Annotated in this window: 16 protein-coding genes and 1 tRNA gene; 7 read left to right on the top strand and 10 right to left on the bottom strand. The window is 51.3% G+C overall.

All coding sequences use genetic code 11. The annotated features are described in order from the left end of the window. Positions 1 to 129: 129 nt before the first annotated feature. Together F7P81_RS02325 and aceA are read right to left on the bottom strand one after the other, a co-directional pair. Positions 130 to 363, bottom strand: a complete 234-nt coding sequence (locus F7P81_RS02325) for an SMc00767 family acetate metabolism repressor (RefSeq protein WP_022710500.1) — start codon at positions 361 to 363, stop codon at positions 130 to 132. A 165-nt stretch (positions 364 to 528) separates the two neighbouring features. Next, positions 529 to 1,818, bottom strand: coding sequence for an isocitrate lyase (gene aceA / locus F7P81_RS02320; protein ID WP_075654394.1), 1,290 nt, complete (start codon positions 1,816 to 1,818; stop codon positions 529 to 531). Between the two features lie 254 nt (positions 1,819 to 2,072). Here aceA and F7P81_RS02315 point away from each other — a divergent pair, with 254 nt between their 5' ends. The 5 genes from F7P81_RS02315 to F7P81_RS02295 all read left to right on the top strand — a co-directional run bounded on the left by F7P81_RS02315 (position 2,073) and on the right by F7P81_RS02295 (position 8,156). Further along, a complete protein-coding gene (locus tag F7P81_RS02315; protein ID WP_151158421.1) occupies positions 2,073 to 3,500 on the top strand; it encodes a helix-turn-helix domain-containing protein in 1,428 nt (475 codons plus the stop codon). Between the two features lie 333 nt (positions 3,501 to 3,833). Beyond that, positions 3,834 to 4,946: a polyamine ABC transporter substrate-binding protein gene (locus F7P81_RS02310; RefSeq protein WP_022710503.1), complete on the top strand. Its 1,113-nt coding sequence runs from the start codon at positions 3,834 to 3,836 to the stop codon at positions 4,944 to 4,946. 149 nt (positions 4,947 to 5,095) lie between these two features. After that, positions 5,096 to 6,241, top strand: a complete 1,146-nt coding sequence (locus F7P81_RS02305) for an ABC transporter ATP-binding protein (protein ID WP_151158418.1) — start codon at positions 5,096 to 5,098, stop codon at positions 6,239 to 6,241. A gap of 179 nt (positions 6,242 to 6,420) precedes the next feature. After that, positions 6,421 to 7,332, top strand: a complete 912-nt coding sequence (locus F7P81_RS02300; protein ID WP_122004997.1) for an ABC transporter permease subunit — start codon at positions 6,421 to 6,423, stop codon at positions 7,330 to 7,332. Next, entirely contained in the window at positions 7,332 to 8,156 is an 825-nt protein-coding gene (locus F7P81_RS02295) for an ABC transporter permease (RefSeq protein ID WP_151158416.1), read from the top strand. The genes F7P81_RS02300 and F7P81_RS02295 overlap by 1 nt, the downstream gene beginning before the upstream one ends. Positions 8,157 to 8,215: 59 nt before the next feature. Here F7P81_RS02295 and F7P81_RS02290 read toward each other — a convergent pair whose 3' ends face one another. Together F7P81_RS02290 and F7P81_RS02285 are read right to left on the bottom strand one after the other, a co-directional pair. After that, positions 8,216 to 10,198: an AsmA family protein gene (locus tag F7P81_RS02290; protein WP_151158414.1), complete on the bottom strand. Its 1,983-nt coding sequence runs from the start codon at positions 10,196 to 10,198 to the stop codon at positions 8,216 to 8,218. A 151-nt stretch (positions 10,199 to 10,349) separates the two neighbouring features. Next, the gene (locus F7P81_RS02285; protein WP_246176017.1) at positions 10,350 to 13,604 is read right to left on the bottom strand and encodes an ATP-binding protein; all 3,255 of its coding nucleotides are present in this window, start codon (positions 13,602 to 13,604) and stop codon (positions 10,350 to 10,352) included. Between the two features lie 461 nt (positions 13,605 to 14,065). Here F7P81_RS02285 and F7P81_RS02280 point away from each other — a divergent pair. Next, positions 14,066 to 14,142: transfer RNA gene (locus F7P81_RS02280), tRNA-His, on the top strand. Between the two features lie 122 nt (positions 14,143 to 14,264). On the opposite strand, the gene F7P81_RS02275 is transcribed toward F7P81_RS02280, so the two are convergent. The 5 genes from F7P81_RS02275 to F7P81_RS02255 all read right to left on the bottom strand — a co-directional run bounded on the left by F7P81_RS02275 (position 14,265) and on the right by F7P81_RS02255 (position 20,193). After that, entirely contained in the window at positions 14,265 to 14,768 is a 504-nt protein-coding gene (locus tag F7P81_RS02275) for a hypothetical protein (RefSeq protein WP_151158412.1), read from the bottom strand. A gap of 134 nt (positions 14,769 to 14,902) precedes the next feature. Continuing rightward, positions 14,903 to 16,534: an exodeoxyribonuclease VII large subunit gene (gene xseA / locus F7P81_RS02270; protein ID WP_151158410.1), complete on the bottom strand. Its 1,632-nt coding sequence runs from the start codon at positions 16,532 to 16,534 to the stop codon at positions 14,903 to 14,905. A 167-nt stretch (positions 16,535 to 16,701) separates the two neighbouring features. Next, positions 16,702 to 17,574, bottom strand: coding sequence for a LysR family transcriptional regulator (locus tag F7P81_RS02265; protein ID WP_022710512.1), 873 nt, complete (start codon positions 17,572 to 17,574; stop codon positions 16,702 to 16,704). 303 nt (positions 17,575 to 17,877) lie between these two features. Then, positions 17,878 to 19,251 carry a glutamate--cysteine ligase gene (locus F7P81_RS02260; RefSeq protein WP_151158408.1) on the bottom strand — a complete coding sequence of 458 codons (1,374 nt, stop codon included), beginning with the start codon at positions 19,249 to 19,251 and terminating at the stop codon, positions 17,878 to 17,880. Positions 19,252 to 19,455: 204 nt separating this feature from the next. Then, positions 19,456 to 20,193: a 16S rRNA (uracil(1498)-N(3))-methyltransferase gene (locus tag F7P81_RS02255; protein ID WP_151158406.1), complete on the bottom strand. Its 738-nt coding sequence runs from the start codon at positions 20,191 to 20,193 to the stop codon at positions 19,456 to 19,458. Between the two features lie 474 nt (positions 20,194 to 20,667). On the opposite strand from F7P81_RS02255, the gene F7P81_RS17010 reads away from it, so the two are divergent. Continuing rightward, positions 20,668 to 20,808, top strand: a complete 141-nt coding sequence (locus tag F7P81_RS17010) for a hypothetical protein (protein ID WP_162994564.1) — start codon at positions 20,668 to 20,670, stop codon at positions 20,806 to 20,808. Between the two features lie 134 nt (positions 20,809 to 20,942). Here F7P81_RS17010 and F7P81_RS02250 read toward each other — a convergent pair whose 3' ends face one another. After that, positions 20,943 to 21,164: a helix-turn-helix domain-containing protein gene (locus F7P81_RS02250; RefSeq protein ID WP_151158404.1), complete on the bottom strand. Its 222-nt coding sequence runs from the start codon at positions 21,162 to 21,164 to the stop codon at positions 20,943 to 20,945. Positions 21,165 to 21,423: the final 259 nt, after the last annotated feature.

Below are 21,423 nucleotides of genomic sequence, written 5' to 3'. Positions count from 1 at the left end.
GGCGAAAACTGTAAAGTTTAACTGCGGGTTACAACAACCGGTGTCAGCAGATCACCCCACTGGCCTTCGCCGTCCCGCATTGCCGCAGGCATGCAATTTAAAAGAGCATGGTGGCGAAGGCTGCATAGTTTAACTGCGGGTTACAACAACCGGTGTCAGCAGATCACCCCACTGGCCTTCGCCACCATGATGGCGGGCGGAGCGCACCAGCTCAACGGATACGCCTGCATCAACGGCTTTCATAACAGCGTGGTTGAGGCGGTGAAGATCATTGGCCAGCATGCGGATTGCAGCCTTCTGGTCTTCTGTCATAGCCGAAGCTTGTTCTTCGGCCCGTTCTTTAACCTGTGGTTTGGTCATCATGGTCTTTATCCTTGGGTTATAGTCAGGTCGTGAGCTGAAGTTGCGTTTGAGGTGAATATCCGTAGCCGGAAGGGTGCCATAAGGCTGGGTGAAGGAGAGAAACCGGCTACGGATGGCTGTTATGCAGAGTTGACTGGAGTCCGGCTCTGCTGATCCGTCTTCTGCTTATTCGGCAGCAGGGCGGAACTGGTCATGTTCGGTCGATTCACTCATGGCCGTTGTCGAAGACTGGCCGCCGGTGATCGCCATGGAAACGGCATCGAAATAACCGGTGCCGACTTCGCGCTGGTGCTTGGTTGCAGTGTAGCCATTGGCTTCTGCTGCAAATTCTGCTTCCTGCAATTCCGAATAGGCCGCCATCTGACGATCTTTGTAGCCGCGCGCCAGTTCGAACATGCCGAAATTGAGCTGGTGGAAACCGGCCAGCGTGATGAACTGGAACTTGTAGCCCATTGCACCCAGCTCACGCTGGAATTTGGCAATCGTGGCATCGTCGAGATTCTTCTTCCAGTTGAACGACGGCGAGCAGTTATAGGCCAGCAGCTTGCCCGGATGGGCTTTATGCACGCCCTCGGCAAATTTACGCGCCTGTTCCAGATCCGGTTTCGAAGTTTCGCACCAGATCAGATCGCAATGCGGTGCATAGGCCACAGCGCGGGCAATACATGGCTCAAGACCGTTCTTCACATGGTAGAAACCTTCAACGGTGCGGCCCTTGTCATAATCAACAAATGGCTGATCGCGCTCATCAATATCCGAGGTCAGCAGCTTGGCGGCTTCCGCATCGGTACGGGCGATAACCAGTGTCGGCGTTCCCATAATATCAGCGGCAAGACGCGCGGCATTCAGATTGCGGATATGCGCTGCGGTCGGGATCAGAACCTTGCCGCCGAGATGGCCGCATTTCTTTTCCGATGCCAGCTGGTCTTCAAAGTGAACACCGGCAGCGCCAGCCTCAATGAAGGCCTTCATGATTTCAAAAGCATTCAGCGGGCCGCCGAAGCCTGCTTCAGCATCGGCAACAATCGGCGCAAACCATGTGTCTACGGACAGGCCTTTACCTTCTGCGGTTTCAATCTGGTCAGCGCGCTGCAAAGTGCGGTTGATGCGCTTTGCCAGTTCCGGTGCAGCATTGGCCGGATAGAGTGACTGATCCGGATACATCGCGGAGGCGGTGTTCGCGTCAGCCGCTACCTGCCAGCCGGAGAGATAAATGGCCTGCAATCCTGCGCGAACCATCTGCATCGCCTGATTGCCGGAAAGGGCGCCCAGTGCATTGACGAAGTTTTCCTCATGAATGAGTTTCCACAGACGGTTGGCGCCCATTTCGGCCAGACTGTAGCGGATTTCAACCGAACCGCGCAGGCGCTTTACATCTTCAGCAGTATGCGAGCGCTGCAAGCCGTCAAAGCGGCCTTTTGGTGCGGATGGAACCAGATTGTAAAAATCAGTCATGATCAGATATCCTGTAAAACCGTGTCATCAGATTTTGAGTTGAATGCTTGTTTTGTCTGTGACCAGATTTACAGATGCTGCATATATTGGCGAGAAAAATACGCAATAACAGCATTTTATTCGGGTTATGCTGTATGTGTTTTGACAGTATGGGTTTGTAAATTTGTAAGTTTTGTAAATTTGACAAATCGTAAGAATTAGTCACATTCTTTACAGATCGGATAAATCCGGTTGTTTCTTGGAGGGGCAGACCTGTGGCAGAACGTAAAATATTTGCCGGTGCGCGTATTCGGCGTATCCGCAATGAGCGGGCGCTGACACAGGTTGCGATGGCCGAGGATTTGGGTATCTCGCCATCCTATCTCAATCTGATTGAGCGCAATCAGCGGCCGTTAACGGTGCAGCTGCTGTTGAAGCTGGCCTCGGTCTATAAAGTGGATCTGGATCAGTTGCAGGAAGAAACCGGCTCGGTGCTGGCCGGTCTGAAGGAAGTGTTTTCCGAGCCGCTTTTGGCCGGTGAACTGCCGGGCGATCAGGAGCTGATTGATATTTGCGAGGCCGCGCCCAATGCAGCTGCGGGCGTACTGAAATTATTCCGCGCCTATCGGGAGCAGCAAAAGCGTCTCACAGACCTGTCCGATATGATGGTGCGCGAGGGCAAAGCACTGAGCCTTGCGCCGACACGCCTGCCATTAGATGAAGTGCGCGAAGTGCTGGCGCGCAAGCCGCATTATTTCGAGCGGATTGAAGCGGAGGCCGACAGTTTTAACCGCCTGCTGAAATCGGAAGACGGGCTGGCTGTTGCACTGAAACAATGGCTGAAACGTGAGCAGTCGATTACCGTTCGTACATTGCCAGCCGCGACTATGCCGAACTGGCGTCGGCGTTATGATCGCCACTCATTGCGGTTGTTTATCTCCGAGCGTTTGTCGATCTTTGACCAGACACGTGAGATTGCCATGGAGGCTGCTTCTATTCGTATGCAGGTGGTGATCGGTGCAGAGCTGGAAGATTTGAAGCTGAGCTCTGCGGAAGCAAAACGCATCGCGCGGTTTGAGCTGCTGCGCTATGCAGCCCATGCTTTGATGATGCCCTATACGCCGTTTCGTGAAGCGGCGCAGCGTGCAAAATACGACATTGATGTGCTGCGCGCGCGTTTCAACGTGTCTTTTGAGCAGGTGGCTTGCCGTCTGACTAGTCTGCAAAAGCAAGGCGCTACCGGTATTGCTTTCTTCTTGCAGGAGATCGATCAGGCCGGAAACCGCTTGCGGCATTTCGGAGCGCAGGGTTTTCCGCAGGCGCGTTTTGGCGGTGCCTGTCCGAAGTTGCAAGTTTACAATGCTTTTTCCCATCCGCAGCAATATCTGGCGGAGCAGGTGGAACTGCCGGATAAAACGCAATATCTGACCATCAGCCGCACAGTTGAAGGACCGCAAACCGGATTTGGCGAACAGCCTCGCCGGACAGTGCTGATGCTGGGCTGTGATGCATCTGTGGCGCAGGATACGGTCTATGCGACCTATCTGGCGGGCATGTCTTCCGGCTCTGCTGTCAGTCCGGTTGGTACGGCCTGTCGTTTATGTGAGAGGCAGGCTTGCCTTGCCCGTGCCGAACCGCCGCTCACCCGCCCGCTGGCGCTGGATGAAATGGTCTCTGGTTTCTCTGCCTATGACTTCCAGTAAAGGGCGTTAAAGGCGGGTAAGATTCGGGCATTTTGCCTGTTATGGTTTCTGTGTAGCATATCTTTGAAAGATAAGGCTTATATCCCGGTTATCCGGCACCCGTTTTCACCGGATAAAATATCCTTTTGTGCGCCCTGAAGGACACACAAAGTTTAAAATTGTGTTCATTAAATTCAAATAATCGGCGCTATGCGGTTTAAGCGTCATCTTTCCGTTGACGAAAGCAAATTAATCTCAAAAGGTAACGGAGAATGCACATTGAAGGGCAATGTGTGAGGGATGATTTGGCTTGCAAGGCTTTTGCCCCATAAAGCTTTCTGGACGGAGTGACTGATGAAGATCAAAGCCCATTTGCTTTCATATGTTTCTGCCAGCTGTGTGGCACTTGCCGCACTGCTGCCTGTTCTGCCGGCTGCTGCGCAGGAGCGCGTGCTGAACATCTATAACTGGTCTGATTATATTGATGATTCCATCCTGAAAGATTTCACCAAGGAAACCGGCATCAAAGTCGTTTACGACGTGTATGATTCCAACGAAATCCTTGAGACAAAATTGCTGGCCGGTGGCAGCGGTTATGACATTGTTGTGCCTTCCGCTGAATTTATGGGCCGTCAGATTCCGGCAGGCGTTTTCCAGAAACTGGATAAAGACAAACTGCCGAACCTGAAAAATATGTGGGACGAGATCACCAAACGCACCGTCGCTTATGATCCGGGCAATGAATATTCGGTCAACTATATGTGGGGCACCACAGGGATCGGTTACAACAAAGCTAAGATCAAGGAAGCGCTTGGTGTTGACGAAATCGACAGCTGGGATGTGCTGTTCAAGCCTGAAAATTCGGCAAAGCTGAAAGATTGCGGTATTTATCTGCTGGATTCAGGCAGTGAAATGCTGCGTCCGGCGCTGCATTATCTGGGCTTTGATACCAATAACCCAACCGCTGAAAGCTTCGCCAAGGCCGAAGAACTTTACTTAAGCATCCGTCCGAATATCCGTAAATTCCATTCGTCTGAATATATTAATGCGCTGGCCAATGGCGATATCTGCATGGCTGTCGGCTATTCGGGTGATATTTTTCAGGCACGTGACCGTGCGGAAGAAGCCAAAAACGGCGTGGAAATCGGCTATTCCATTCCGAAAGAGGGCGCTCTGATGTGGTTTGACCAGATGGCCATTCCGGCAGATGCCAAACATGTTGAAGAAGCGCATGAATTTATCAATTATATCATGCGTCCTGAAGTGATCGCCAAGGCTTCGGACTATGTGTTTTACGCCAATGGCAACAAGGCATCGCAGGAATTCATCGACAAGGAACTGCTGAATGATCCGGCGGTTTATCCGAGTGAAGAAGTGATGAAACAGCTCTTCGTTCCGATGCCTTACCCGCCGAAAATCAACCAGATGGCAACCCGCACCTGGACCAAGATTGTGACAGGGCACTAAGCAGATCAGGGAACAAACGGGGCAAATGCCCCGTTTGTTTTACGGCCTGCAACAAGACCACAAACCGGATGCACAGGTTTCCGGAATTTTATCCGCGACATTTCAAATATGTTTAAGGCTTACAAGACCCGCAATATGAGGGGAACAGCATGAAATCTTTTGGTAGTTTCCGCCGCAAGTTCTCACCTTGGAACGATCCGGCAGCCAAGCCCTATATTTCATTCGAAAACATCGTCAAAAAATTCGACGATGTGACGGTGATTGATGATCTGTCGCTGAATATTTTTAACCGCGAGTTTTTTGCGCTGCTGGGCGCATCGGGCAGCGGTAAATCCACTTTGATGCGTATGCTGGCGGGTTTTGAAGAGCCGACTTCCGGTCGTATCATGCTGGACGGGCAGGATATGCGCGGCATTCCTCCCTATAAACGTCCTGTGAATATGATGTTCCAGTCCTATGCTTTGTTCCCACATATGACTGTTGAGCAGAATATTGGTTTCGGTCTGAAACAGGACGGCATGGCCAAATCGGAAATGGCAGATCGTGTGAACGATATGCTGAAACTGGTGAAGCTGGAGAAATATGCCAAGCGCAAGCCGCATCAGCTTTCTGGCGGTCAGCGCCAGCGTGTAGCTTTGGCGCGCGCTGTGGCTAAACGCCCGAAAGTTTTGCTGCTGGATGAGCCGCTGGGTGCGCTGGATAAGAAGCTGCGCGAAGAAACCCAGTTCGAGCTGATGGATTTGCAGATGAATCTCGGTCTGACCTTCCTGATCGTCACCCACGATCAGGAAGAAGCGATGACCATGGCTGACCGTATCGCTGTGCTGGATAAAGGCCAGATCATGCAGGTGGCGACACCGGCTGAGGTCTATGAGGCGCCGAGCAGCAAATTTGTGGCCGACTTTATCGGCAATATTAACATTATCGAGGGCGAAATCAGCCGTTTTGCCAATGGCGAAGCGGATATTGACAGTCCGGCAAACAATGTCGCCATCCGTACCAAAACCGGTAAAGATCTGCATGCCGGTCAGAAGGTCTGGTATGCGATCCGCCCTGAGAAAATAACCATCAGCCGCGAGAAGCCGGAGGATGCGTCGATCAATGCCTTGCAGGGTGAACTCTGGGATATCGCCTATTTCGGCGATATGAACGTGTTCCATGTGCGTCTGCCGAATGGCCGCACCATCAAGGCCTCCAGCATGAACTCCGTGCGCCGCACTGAAGATCCGCTGGGTTATGATGAACAGGTCTGGGTGTCGTTTGAAGATGATGCCGGTATGGTTCTGGTTGCCTGATCACCTAAAGCGCATTCCGAAAAATGTGAGCGGTTTTCGGACAAAATGCGCGTCATTAGAGCGCCGTGCGCCCGATAGGCGCACAAAGGTCGCTCTAACACTTTAAAACTAGAGCATAATTTCATCTAAAACTGTTTCAAGTTTAAGGAATTATGCTCTAAAGAATTGAGGGGTAGTCCATGCAAAAATTAATTGCAGCTATTGCTTCCAGAGCGGTGATCGCCGTGCCTTATATCTGGCTCGGTCTGTTTTTCCTGATCCCGTTCTTCATTGTTTTCAAAATTTCTCTGTCGCAGGTGGCGATGGCGATACCGGCCTATGATCCGCGCTTTTTCTGGAGTGACGGGCTCAGTGTCATCTGGCAGAAAATCCAGCAATTTTCTTTCGAGAATTATATCTGGCTGACGCAGGATTCGCTCTATTACAAGGCCTATTTGTCGAGCGTAAAAATTGCGGCAGTTTCAACTTTTCTGGCGCTGCTGATCGGTTTTCCGCTGGCCTATGGCATGGCGCGTGCACCGCTGACATTGCGCCCGACCTTGCTGATGCTGGTGATCCTGCCATTCTGGACATCCTTCCTGATCCGCGTTTATGCATGGATTGCGATCCTGAAACCGGAAGGCCTGCTCAACCAGTTTCTGATGTCGCTGAATATTATCGACACGCCGCTGACGATCCTGAATACGGATACCGCGATTTATATCGGTATTGTCTATTCCTATCTGCCATTCATGGTGCTACCGATCTATTCCGCATTGGAAAAGATGGACTATTCGCTGATTGAAGCGGCACAGGATCTTGGCTGCACACCGCTGAAAGCCTTCTGGAAAATTACATTCCCGCTGGCTTTGCCGGGTGTGATTGCCGGATCGATGCTGGTTTTCATTCCGGCAATCGGTGAGTTCGTGATCCCTGATCTGCTTGGCGGTTCCAGCACATTGATGATTGGTAAGACCCTGTGGAGCGAGTTCTTCTCCAACCGTGACTGGCCGGTTTCGGCTGCCGTGGCAGTGGTGCTGCTGGTTATTCTGGTTATTCCGATTGTGCTGTTCCAGAAAATGCAGACCCGTGCCGAGGGGAGTGGCAAATAATGAACACAACATCCTGGTCACGTTTTAACATTGTCTCGGTGGTGCTGGGCTTTGCCTTTCTCTATCTGCCGATTGTGCTGCTGGTGATTTATTCCTTCAATGAATCGCGTCTGGTGACGGTCTGGTCGGGTTTCTCGGTCAAATGGTATGTCGAGCTTTTCAACAATCAGGGGCTTAAAGATGCTGCATGGGTAACCCTGCGTGTCGGCGTCTTGTCGGCCACGATTGCCACGGTGCTTGGCACTCTGGGTGCTCTGGCTTTGACCCGCTATACGCGCTTTCGCGGCCGCACCTTGTTCTCCGGCATGATCTATGCGCCGCTGGTAATGCCAGAAGTGATTACCGGCCTGTCCTTGCTGTTGCTGTTTGTGGCTGTCGGTTTTGACCGCGGCTTCTGGACAGTGACATTGGCGCATATCACCTTTGCCATGTGTTTTGTGGCGGTGGTTGTGCAGTCGCGTCTGGTGAGTTTTGATCGCTCGCTGGAAGAAGCGGCGATGGATCTCGGAGCACCGCCGGTGACAACTTTTATGAAAATCACCCTGCCGATTATTCTGCCTGCGGTGGTTTCCGGCTGGATGCTGGCTTTCACATTGTCACTGGATGATTTGGTAATCGCGAGCTTCACTTCGGGGCCGGGTGCTACAACACTGCCGATGAAAATCTACAGTCAGGTGCGTCTCGGCGTAACACCGGAGATCAATGCGGTATGTACATTGCTGATCGGTCTGGTGGCTACCGGCGTGATTATCGCTTCGGTCGTCAATAAGCGCCGCGTGGTACAGCGCCAGCGTGATGAACAGGCAGCTTTCCGCCTCGGCTGATCTTTTCCTATAATGCGAATTTAAAAGCCGGTGCATCATGGGATACACCGGCTTTTTGCTTATTTCGATGGTGAGATAAACGGTCTGTCCCATGAGCCGCCGACAAAGAAATGCAGATTTTCTGCCGGTGGGAAGAGCGGCTCTGTTACCGTCAGTTCTGTGGTTTCCGGTGTAGCAACAGGAGCAGGCGGCGTTGCTTGACCACTATCTGCCGGTGTATCCGCGGCTTCTTTTGCCGGTTGCGGCAGCGTCAGTGTGCCGGACAGTGCCAGACTGCGGTCGGTCAGCGGGATAATGCCGGTCAGCGATAAAGCGCCCTGCATGGTCTCCGCTTTGGTGGTTTCCAGTGTGGCTACCCCATCGCCAAGCGAGGCTTTGACATCGAGGCGCTTGAAATCAAGGCTGACTTTGTCACGGCGTTGCAGGGCAAAGAAGCCCTCACTTTTCATTTTGACAATGAAATCATTGAGGTCAAAGCCCAGCATCCGACCATTATTCAGGGTGAAGCTGATTTGTCCGCGTGCATTGCGCAACATGCTTTGCAGGCTTTGCGGTGAGGTTTCGGCTGTCACAGAGAGATTGCCCTGACCACTCAAAATCGGATCATTCAGACCGAGAGCTGTCAGAAATACAGCACTGTCAATATTGGCCGCGTTCAGGCGGACGCCGATATTATCCTGCCCGTCTTCGGTTTGAGACAGTTTGATACTGGTCTGGATGGAGCCTTTAAAGGCTTTGGCATCGCCAATATCGAAAATTGCCTGACCATCGCGAATTTGCAAAGCAGCAGCAAGGCCGGTCATCTGCGCAGCGCCGATACTGGCATTCTGTGCAGAGAGGCGGATATCCAGATCGGCGCTGTTCAGCAGTCGCGTGTCAATCATGCGTGGCGGGGCATAACGATAGCCGCCGTAATTTTTTGCCTCTTCATCCTCGCTGACTTTTGTGACCAGTGTGGTGACGGTGTGAAAGAAAGAAACGGCATTTAGAGTCTGGAAAGCCAGAGTGCCGGTCACCACAGGTCGCTGTTTGCCGAAGCCGATTTCCGCAGCACCTTTGGCCGGCATATTGTTGAGGTTGAGCACAATGTCGGACAATTTAATGCGCAGCGGCGTGGCACTGACATTGGTCTCGATGCTGAAAGCATCATCTGCCGTAGCACGCAGAGAATAGCTGGCATCGGATGACAGACCCACCCAGTGCAGGCTTTCGCTGAGCGACGGGCTGGACAGGCTGAACGCACCTTCCGTGAAGATGTTTTCAGAAATATTACTGCGTCCGTCAAAGCTGATGGTCAGCGGTTTGCTGGTTATCTGTGCGCTCATCTGGCTCATGCCGCGCGCCAGCAACAAAAGCGGCTGCGCAACATTCAGATTATAGTCCACGGTTTCATCATGCCAGGCAGCCTTGCCTTTGACTGTTGCCGCGCTGGTTGTCTGCGGCCAGTCGATGCTGGCATTGATCTTGCTGATTTGTTCCTGACGTTCGGTATTACGGGTTGTGAAGCCGATACTACTGTTTTCCAGAACCAGCCTGCCGAAAGGCATGGTTTGCAACTGCTTGTCGCTTTGCTGATCGCTGTCCGTTTTACGTGCTGTCACATTGCGCGCCTGCCGGATGGCAAGGCCAAGACGGCCGGAAGATGAGGCCAGCGTATTCACAAATTGCGGTAGGTCTTCCACCGGCTCACTCAGAGCGAAATGCGCATTGATGAGACGGGTTTCCGTAAAGGCAACACGGCCGAACAGGGCATCAAGCGGCGACATTTCCACTTCAATGCGTTCCGCAGCCATAAACGGGGTATTGGCGTCGCCCATTTTGCTGACAGTAACATCGCTGAGCGAAGCGCGAAAGACCGGAAAGAAACTCATACGCGGCGGCTGGCGGATTTCGACGCTGTAGCCCGTCCATGCGCTGATATTCTGTGCCAGATGCAGCCGGATGGAATCGGTTGAAACAATATAAGGCAGAGCAGCCAGTGCTCCGGCAAACAGCATTGCTAAAATAACGATAACAGCCAGAACAGGGCGTATCAGCTTCATTGTGTTCCGATCACGTAACAAATTACATCAGGCGAAAATGATTTACAGCATTTTCAGCAAAAGTGTGAAGCGGTTTTGCGTTGGATAATGCGTAACACAAAGAGATAGAGCGGTTCTATCGATTCAATATTAACCAGAACCGCTCTAGACCTCACTCCGCGAGAACGCGGGTCGGCGGAAAAGTAATTTCCACAGTCGTGCCCTGTTCCGGTGCAGATTCAATGGAGAACTGCGCGCGGTTTGCCTCCACCATGGCTTTCGTCAGAGGCAGACCAAGGCCGGTGCCTTGCTGCCGCCAGTCTTTGATGTCGGGATTTTTGAGGGTTTGCGTCTGGCTGTTATGATTGCTGACCTGCCGGAAAGGCTTCAGCGCCTGTTCCAGCTCGCTCTGGTTCATGCCGATGCCGGTATCACGCACGCGCATCACCACATGACCTTCCGGCTCATAGCTGGTTGAAACAATCACCTGACCACCCTGACCGGTAAAGCGGATCGCATTGGACAGAAGATTGAGTGCCACCTGACGGATCGAACGGGCATCTGCCACAATATCCGGTAAAAAGGCCGAGAAGCTGGAGCGGATAATCACACGCTCCCGATTGGCCTGTGGCTGCATCAGCGCCACAGCTTCCGCCAGCGCATCATTGAGCGCCACAGCTTCAAATTCCAGATCAAGCGCACCGGCTTCAATTTTGGAAATATCCAGAAGGTCGTTGACGAGCGCCAGCACATGATTGCCTGAACGGTGAATGTCACGCAGATATTCACGATAGCGGTCATTGCCGATCGGGCCGAATTTCTCTTCCGCCATCAGTTCGGAGAAACCGATAATCGCATTCAGCGGTGTGCGGATTTCATGACTGATCCGCGTCAGAAACTCGGTTTTATGGGTTGAGGCACGCTCGGCTTCCTGACGCGCTGAGGTCAGTTCTTCTTCCGCACGTTTCCACTGCGTAATATCACGCATCACCGCGCAATAGCCTTTGGAGGCAGGCAGTTTGCCGATAGTCATAAACAGCGGAATGAAACGACCCTGCGCTTCACGGCCGATCACTTCCCGCCCGTCATTGAGCAGGCTGGCAACACCATCGCCGGACAGACCGTGAATATAGTCAATTGCTGCACGCTGGCTTTCAATGGCAAAAAGAACGGCGAAGGACTTGCCTGATAATTCATTGATATCATAGCCGAATAGCGCCGCAGCAGATTGGTTGAGCGAACGGATTTTGCCGTCCTGCCCGATAATCACCACGCCGTCTGTTGCCGTATCCAGAATGGATGTCAGTTCATCAATCTGGGTTTGCAAGGCATGAAAATCAGGCTGCGCACGATTGTCCGTTACAGGGTTTGCCGTTCCGGCATCTTCAGTTTTTGGCTTTGTTGTCTCGGCAGACTGAAATGCCAGTTCTGATTGCAGCTGATGAACGGCATTGTCCTGCGGCGCAGTCTCTGCTGTAATGCTATCAACCAGTTTTAACCGGCTTGGCTGCTTGCTGATATCGTCATCATTATCCGCTTTCAGCACCAGCTCTGGCAGCAGGCTCAACATCAAAGCGCGTGCACCCTGCCATGGAACCGACTGGAGATGGGCTTCAACAATCTTATGTCCGCCATCGGCGAGGCACAGGATCATGCCGCTGAGATTGCTGTCGTCTGACTGGGCAAACAGCGCGTCAATGCCACCGGCATGGCGCAGATCATCCAGCGAATTATAGCCGGTCATGTCAAAAAATGCCTGATTGGCAAAATGCAGCCGGTCTGCACTGTGGATCAATACCGGAACAGGCAATCCGCTCAGCACATGCAGGTCTTCATCTTCCTGCGATGCCGTATCGGCCTGTGCCGGTTTTGATCCGGCTTGTTCGTGATGCTGGTTGTGGTTCGCAGGCTGTGTGTCATGCGGATAAGGGATATCTGATGCTTCAACAGGCAGCTGCGGAGCCGCAATAACCGGCTCCGCCTGCGGAAGTACGGGGGTATCTGCCGCAGTAGGCTGCTCTGTTATTTGAGATTTTGGTGTTTTCTGGAGAACCTCACGGCGCAGACGGTCGGCTATCTCGCGAAATGCACTGCGCTCGGTCGGCGATAGGCCGTTTTCCGGACGGGCAGGGCGGATTTCCGCAATAATATTGGCCTTATCTGCGTGAAGATTCTCGCTGGCTGGCTCAGTATCCTGCTGACGCTTCTGTGAGGCGCGCAGTGCTTCCATCAGAATGATTTTTTCACTGGAAAGAGATGCGCTTTTCGCATCTTCGGTCTGGGGCGCAGGTGCATCCGGTACGACAGGCCCTGATATCAGCGCCATGCCAATAGCTTCAGAATCCTGCTCCGTTAAAGACGGATAGAGAACGCCAAAACCGCTGAAGCCGGAAAAAGCCTTATCGCGCGCAAAAGCAGGCAGTGCAGCGAGATCAACAGGAACGCGCTGATCTGTACCCTGCACAGGCCAGAAAATTCTTTTACCAGACCATGTTTCCTGCTGCTTCAACAGGGCAGCAATAACACCGTCATTATCAAAGCCGAAAACTTTGGCCACATCGGAGAATTTACGGCCGATAATATCAGCGGCATTGTCGCCAACAATTGCTGCAAATTCCGGTGAGATTTCCGTAAAGCGGCTATCAGCATCTACTTTCCAGATAAACCGTGCAGGGGCGCTTTCTTCAGCCGCAGGAGCATTAATTTCCGGCTCGTCTTGCGTGATTTCGGTTATGTCAGCGACTGCGATAGCCTCAGTAGCATCCTGTGCAGGTGCAGTTGTAGCCGTGCTGTTCTGTGTTCTCTCAACGAGAAAGAGATAAGGTGCCTGTTCATTCTGATCGTCAAGGCGGATCATCATTGCGGGCAGGGTGCCTTGTCCGGCACGCACACGCCGCCGGACTATACCATCGGCCTCATCCTGCGCTTCAACGATCAGATCAGCCAAAGTGTTGTTGTTGATGTTCAGGGCATCAAATTGCGCATCGCTGTTCAGAATGGTTCCGTCTGCCTGCACTTGCATCAGGTGATGATGCGGCAGAGACGGAATAATGTTGTTTGCTGTATCTGTTGCAGCCGTAGTCATGAGAATGACCGGCTCATTAGCATGTGCTAGTGTCAGCGGTGTTACAGTGCATTGCTGCAAGGCTGAGTGCAAACCGCCGCCCAGACGCAGCATAATTGTTTTCGCACCCTCTGTGCCAAGATCGAGAGCCAGAATCTGACGCCGTGTCTGCGGACTGAAATCTGCATCCTGTCCGATAAGTGCGGCTGCCGCATCCTCGCCGAGAAGACGGGCGCCGCTGTCATTTGCCCAGAGAACAGTTTGCAGGTCGTGCGACAGCACCAGCATGGCGTCCCCCCTTGCGAGAGCCGCACGGATGCCGGAAAGAGGGATCAGCTCCATGAAATCCAGATGCTGTTGCATATATTTAGTTCCGTACCCGACCAATAACTGATTTGATCTGTCTTAAGCTGTTGTCTGTTATCGGAAAATTTTGGTTCCGACAGAGAATTTACAGGCATTATCACCACAAAGCGGGCGGTTCTGACAAACACTTTCTTAACTATTAGTTAATGTCCCCAAGGAGCAAAGCGCTGTCTGATGAAACTTGCGGATAAAAATCTCCCGCTGCGGTTCCATCTGTCAGGGCGCATTATGGTTAATTAGTGGTAAATACAGGGTTTACATGGCATAATCATGATGAAAACATAAAAGCATCGCATTGGTTTTCCGGTTTTTCAGGCAGGCAGAATGAAATCCTGAGCAATAATCCGGTAAGGCATCATATTTTCACAAAGTTTTTTTGATATATGCTTGCAATATGCGATGATTTTACGTATCTGACCCCTATCGGCAGCCTGATTGATTCACTGCCGGATTGGTACGCGGTCGTAGCTCAGTTGGTTAGAGCGCAGGATTGTGGCTCCTGAGGTCAGTGGTTCAACTCCACTCGACCGTACCATTCCAAATTTACCGCTTTCACATCAATAGATTACGATCTGATGCCCCATCTGTAGGCAGAGCAGTTTTGTCTTTATTTTGACAAAAGCGGAGATGCTCCGCTTTTGTCCGGTATGATTTTGCTTAATAGTTCCGGCTCGGATTGACGTGGATATTGCCATCGTCATAGACCTGAATTTTCACGTCCGGATTTCCCTCAAATATCTGATATTCAACCCCGCGACGCATTTTCCATTGGTAGCCGCGCTGAGGATCAGAGGCATTCGAGGGCTCCCATTTCATTTCTGAAAATTCTTTGCCTTGAGACCAGCGATTTTCTTTTTTGGCAAAGACCTTGCTTGGCGTGTCAGCCTGATCGCGCAAATTGAAATCGTAATAATTTTTACGATCCTGAAGAAGAATATCGCGGGCATTTTTCAGGGGCTTGCCCTTTTCATCAACCTTATCACGATCACTGATATGTGCCGTATAGGTCTCAACCAGTTTGGCCGGTTTTGATGTATCATTGCTTGCAGATGCTGGCTGATTTTGGCTGGCTACGGGCTTGTCCGTCTGTGTTGCACTTGTTGTGCATGCCGTAAGCACGGAAAGCGATGTAAAGACTGTAATAATGTCTGTATACTTCAATCTTTCTCTCCCCCGCTGATTGAAGTCGCAGATATATGTTATTTTTTACGCTATTAAAACTATAGAAATGTGTCTCTTCCGCTAGTGACAGGCGAAATAGTAAAAATAAATCTGAATAGACTGCCGGATATATTTTAGAAAAGCGTTCCCTGACCGCTGTCTTTGGCACGCGGAGCTTTAGTTTTCTTGTCTTTGGCAGGTGGTTCGGCAGATTGCATTTTTGGAGTCTGAGCTGCCGGAGCTGGCGCTGAACCATCCGCAATGACGGAGCGATCACCGTCATGAAAGCGCAATGTCAGATTTTCGCCTGTTTGCACTGCCGCTGCTGCTTTAACCGGCAGCCCCTGATCGTTCAGCACAATAGCAAAGCCACGTTTGAGGACACTTGTATGGGACAAGGTTTCCATCAGTCGGGACAGTTCCAGACTGCGGGTACGGTATTTCTGCAGGCTATGACGCATGGCCTGATCGCCGCGCCGTTGCAGATTGGCAATATTGAGCGCCCATTGACGGGAGCGGCGCAGGATCAGCTCGCCGGTCAGTCTTGATGATGTCTGTCGCAGCAAGTTGCGGCTGTTTTGCGCTTTGAGAGACAGGCCTCTCGGCAGGCGCTGATTGAGCTGTTGCAACTGCAAGCGGCGCTCTCTGATCTGCTGATTGAGCAGGCGCGGGGAGAGGTGGCGCTTCAGACCATCAAAACGCGCACGTTTTTGCTCTGTGCTGACCAGCAGCGCGCGGCCCAGTCTGGAGCCTGCTTCATCAAAGCGGCGTCTCGGCAAGGCAAGCAACTGATCGGTCGACGGCAATGCCCTTTGCAAAGCGCGATAGGATTCACGTCGCCTGTCGATCAGACGTGTCATAGCTGATGCCAGTCGTGCACTGTAAGACGCAAGCTGCGCTTGTAAATCTGTCCGAACCGGCACGGCCATTTCTGCTGCGCCGGTTGGTGTCGGGGCGCGCATATCTGCCGCGAGGTCTATCAGTGTCCAGTCGGTTTCGTGCCCCACGGCTGAGATAACCGGAATATCGGAGGCCGCAACGGCGCGTACCACATTCTCATCATTGAAGCCCCAGAGATCTTCCAGACTGCCGCCGCCACGGGCAACAATCAGCACATCCGGTCGGGGCAGTACTTCGCCGAAATAGGCTGAGTTGAAACCGGCAACGGCACGGGAAACTTCCTCTCCGGTTGTCTCGCCCTGCACACGAACCGGCCAGACCAGTACATGCAGAGGAAATCGGTCGGTAATCCGGTGAATAATATCGCGGATTACCGCACCGGTCGGAGAGGTGATGACGCCGATTGTGCGGGGCATGAACGGCAGCAATTGCTTGCGGTCTGCATCAAACAGCCCTTCACGTGCCAGCCGCTGTTTACGCTCTTCGAGCAAAGCCATCAGTGCACCGGCACCGGCAGGCTCCATCTGCTCAATCACGATCTGGTATTTGGATGAACCCGGATAGGTCGTGAGTTTGCCGGTGGCAATCACTTCCATACCTTCTTCCGGACGGAATTTAATGCGGCTCATGGAGCCGCGCCAGATCACAGCCTCAATCCGCGCACGCTCATCCTTGAGGGCGAAATAAGCGTGGCCAGAAGAATGCGGACCGCGATAACCGGAGATTTCACCGCGCACCCGCACATGGCTGAACGTATCCTCAACAGTACGTTTCAGCGCACCGGATATTTCCGATACAGAATATTCCGCAACATTGGTCGCGTTATTTTCTGTCTGACGGTCGGGCGAATCTGGAAAAAAACTCATGACTCTATTGGCCATTTTATGGGCTTGGCGGTCAAGAGACTTTGCTGTTGTCCAGCGTGAAACGGTTTTCGGATAAGATACGCGTTACAATAAAGAGTTAAAGCATCGATCTGATTCAATCAGTCCCAAATGCGTTCTGAAGACAGTTTTGCCGGAAATGGATTTGATTATTCTGAAAAGCGGATCGGTTTTCGGAAACTGGTTTTAATGGCACCGGCGATCAGATCAATGGCGGGTGCATGAATACCCTGTGCGCGAATGAGTGACAAAGCGCAGGACGGTAGTTTGGGGAAACCGTCTTCCTCATTGAGCACGCGCATGCCGCTTCCCACCATATTGTCAGGCAGAATCGAGATTGCGCTGCCGGAGCGCACCGCCATGAGGATGGAGCGGGCGGAGGAGGTGGATAAAACGATACGATATTCGCGCTGTATCGTGTTGAGTGTATCCGTCAGCACTTTGCGCCAGCTGCAATTTGTCTTGTTCATTGCCAGCGGTATAACAGGCTCTTCATGCGGAGAGTTTTCCGCTGAGGTTGCCCAGACAAAACGGCTGGTGTTGAGGACTTCCGAGCGTTTTTGCCCCGTATTATGGGTGATGAGGGCAAGATCCAGTGCCCCGCGGCGGATATGGTCAATCAGCGCATCTGTCGGTTCGCAATGCAGAATGGTTTCAAATGCCGGATAATCACGGAATATCGGCTGCAAAGCATCCTGCACCATATGTTCCAGATAAATATCGGGCAGGCCGATACGTATATTGGCCTTCATTTTATCAGTACGGAATGAGGCAACCGTTTCATTGTTCAGCTCAATAAGGCGCCTTGCATAATTCAGCAGTTTTTCGCCATGCGGTGTCAGCAGGAGATGACGCCCTTCGCGGGCAAAAAGCGGCTTGCCGATACGCTCTTCAAGGCGACGTATCTGCATGGAAATCGCAGACTGGGTTCGGAAAACACTGTCAGCCGTTTTGGTGAAGCTACCGGTTTCGGCAATCAGCAGGAATGTACGCAACTGATCCAGGTCAAGTAGTGTCTGCATGCCATGCTCCGGTTAAGTTCCGGTAATCATATGGAATATCTTAATGAAGGCAAATAGTTTTATTGCAGTTTTTCAACATCTTTACTTGGATAAATATAAGATAAGTCAAATTTAATATATTGTGGTTTGCTTTTATTAAGACCTGTTCAGCTTTGTTAAGGAAATCATTGTGTATGTTGACACAATGTCAGGTGCAATTTGCAAAAATAAAAAGAGCGGCTGCATTTTTGAATCAGGCAGCCGCTCTTTATTGATGAAAGCGATTAGAGCGACCTTTGTGTGCCAGGTCTGGCACACGGCGCTCTAGTAGGAATAGGTTTTAAAAACCGGCTCGACAGACTGGTTCCAGTCGCTGTCAAAGTGAGACAGCATTACCTCTGCCAATGGTTTTCCTGATTTGGCAATAGCTTCCAGCGGTTCAACATAGATACTCTCGTCGCGACCGTTTTCATCCGTATTTTTACGGTTCTTAAGGCCCTGAGACGCGATTGCGACTGCCTGTGCGGCAATATCTGCGACTTTGCCCTTGCCGAATGGCGTGGCAAGGCCGCTTGCTGGCACAGCGTTACGCATTGCAACCACTTGCTCGAAATCCCAGTCCTTTGTCAGATCCAGTGCCGCATTCAGTGCATCCTGATCATAGAGCAGGCCAACCCAGAAAGCGGAAAGTGCTGCAATATGGGACAGCGGGCCACCGTCAGCACCACGCATTTCGAGGAAACGCTTAAGGCGGACTTCCGGAAACAGTGTGGAAATATGGTTCGCCCAGTCGCCCATATTAGGCTGTCCGGCAGTTGGATGATCCTTCATTGCGCCGTTCAGAAACTGGCGGAATGTAATATGCGTGCAGTCAATATAGTGGCCGCCGCGCATGATGAAATACATCGGCACATCCAGCGCCCAGTCTACATAATCAGCAAAGCCGAAGCGCTCTGAGAACACGAATGGCAGGACACCCGCACGTCTGTTATCCGTGTCGCGCCAGATGTCTGAGCGCCATGATTGCAGGCCGTTGGTTTTGCCTTCCGTGAATGGCGAGGAGGCAAAAAGCGCAGTCGCGACAGATTGCAGTTTCATGCTGACCTGCATCTTGTGCCGCATATCCGTTTCAGAACCGAAGTCGAGATTCACCTGAATGGTCGAGGTGCGATACATCATATCCAGCCCCTGACTGCCGACTTTAGGCATATAGGCTGTCATAATGGCATAGCGGGATTTCGGCATAACCGGCGTTTCAGCACGCGTCCATTTCGGACTGCCGCCCATACCAAGGAAACGGATGCCAAGCGGTGCCGCAATTGTCTGCACATCTTTCAGATGCTGACTGGCTTCCGCATAGGTCTGATGAATGGTCTGCAGCGGTGCGCCGGAGAGCTCAAACTGGCCGCCGGGTTCCAGAGAAATTGCACCCTGACCCTGCGGGCTGACCAGCCCGATCAGTTTGCCTTCGTCGATAATCGGATCCCAACCAAGACGCTGCTGCATCGCTTCCAGAATGGCGCGGATGCCTTGCGTGCCCTCATAGGGAACAGGGCTGTTATCTTTGATATAATAGGGAAATTTCTCATGCTCAGTGCCGATGCGCCATTTGTCCTGTGGCTTACAGCCTTCTGCGAGATATTCAGCCAGTTCCTCAATGCCGGAAATGGCTGTTTCGTCTGTGGTATCCCGAGCCATGCTTTGCATTACCCTATTTTGTAGTTGTCACTATTCATATATGTGATTGGCGTTTTTTTATCCAACACGCAAGTGGAATTATTGGGCATAATTATTTGGAATAATAACAGGACGCGTAATTGAGCCTTGTCCTGTTGCGAAGAACCCTGAAAAAAATGCGCTATTGCCGGAATTATGCAGTGAGTGGTGGATAAAATAACAGGACTACTGCCAATCGCCGATACTTGCCTGAATCACAGCCATGGCTGCTACCGCAGCGGTATCAGCGCGTAAAATTCTGGGGCCAAGCGGAATCGCTGTCACAAAATCCTGCTTATGTAAATATTGACGTTCATCTTCTGAAAAGCCGCCTTCAGGGCCAATGAAAACACCGGCAGGCTTGCCTTTCAGGCTGGTCAATAATGGCAGAGGATTGTTGCCTTCGGCAGCCTCGTCACAGAATATCAGCGCGCGTGCCTCATCCCATTGCTCCATGAATTTATCAAAGCGCAACGGCTCCCTGTATTCCGGCAGGATGAGAATTCCGCATTGTTCTGCGGCTTCACGCATATTAGCCTGCATCCGCTCGCTGTTGAGCTTGGGCATCTGGCAATGCTGGGTGATAACCGGCTGTAAGACGGAAGCGCCCATTTCCACGGCTTTCTGTATAATATAATCCATGCGGCCGGTTTTCAGCGGGGCAAAACAATAATGAAAATCAGATGCCAGCGGCTGTGGACGTGTCTGCTCGGCAGGGTGCAGAGAGACGCGTTTTTTGCCCGTTTGCTCTATATGTGCGAGCCATTCACCATCCCGCCCGTTGAACAGCAAAATCTTATCGCCGTCCCGCATGCGCAGAACATTGAGCAGGTAATGTGCCATATCAGCCGGAGCTTCTATGAGGTGATCCGGTTGCAGGGGAAGGTCAATAAGCAGTCGTTGCATTCTGTAATTTGCGCGCATCGGCTACGGATGGCAGAGAGAAGGCTGGCAGGTCAAGTGATAAAGAGCGCTGTAACCTTGATGTTAAAAACAGAGCAGCAAAATAGACGGAGAAATCCTCGGTAAAGGAAATGCAGTGGCCATTTGTGGCACTGTCATTGCGCTTGTCACAGAGACTCACTGCGGTGGATCAGCCGGAAATTTGGAGCTTGGGCGGCGTATTTTGCTTATGCGTAAAGATCTATGGTTACTATTTGATTGAGTGAGATCGGGTTTTTACACTGCACAGAGCCGTTTCAGTTGCTGATCTGCCACAATGAAAATCAAACTGATTTTTGTATGTGTTTTTAGCGTGTATCTTGCGCATGTTTTATTGCTGTTAAGATCGGCTGCTTATATCTGGAAGCACCTTTCAACAATGCTGAGTCCGTGTGCATCTTTATGCAATGTGCCGGTTCATGCTGAATTTAGTCCGCTTCCGGGAGACTTGTTTCCATGTCCGCAAAGAGCGCCACGCTCCTGACCGTCCTTATGTTGTCTGCAATCCTGTTTACCGGATTGGGCCTGCTCTCCGTTGAAACCGGCGGCAGCGCAGTTGCAAATGACGGATACGGCATTTCGTCTTTCCATCATTAATAATCAGGATCAGCTGATGTTTCTCTGACGGGAAATATTGGTTTCTTATAAAAAAGCCGCGCTGGTCACTGATCGCGCGGCTTTTGTGTGTCTGATTTTTAAACTGTCCTATATGTGGTCAGTCGCCGGTTGCATTAATGCGGGGTACGAACCTCATCGCGATATTCAAGAATATCGCCTGGCTGGCATTCAAGGACACGGCAGATTTTTGCCAGTGTTTCAAAGCGTATGCCACGCACTTTGCCGGATTTGAGCAGGGATACATTGGGTTTCGTAATGCCTATATCGGCCGCCAGCTGGCGTGAGCGGATTTTTTTACGTGCTAAAACAACATCAAGATTGACAACAATTGACATTTTTCACCTTAAAAAATTGAATAAAATATATTTATACTTGGCTCTGTTTTAATTCTTAAAATTGCATGGAATTTTCATAATCTGATTTCAGAAAAAACCGGAAATATAATAAATTAACAGGCGGAAAAAAATCGTCCTTTCTCTATTGGAAATTTATAACTCATCATATGAAAAAAACCATAAATGGATACTGCAATAAAATGCAGGTAATAAAAAGGGTGGTGGTGAATATTAGTTGCAATTTTGATGTATTGGTTAA

It is taken from the genome of Pseudochrobactrum saccharolyticum, from assembly GCF_008801715.1.
Taxonomy (GTDB): Bacteria; Pseudomonadota; Alphaproteobacteria; order Rhizobiales; family Rhizobiaceae; genus Pseudochrobactrum; species Pseudochrobactrum saccharolyticum.
The sequence above is the reverse complement of the archived record's forward strand: the minus strand, read 5'-3'. Positions and strand labels throughout refer to the sequence as shown.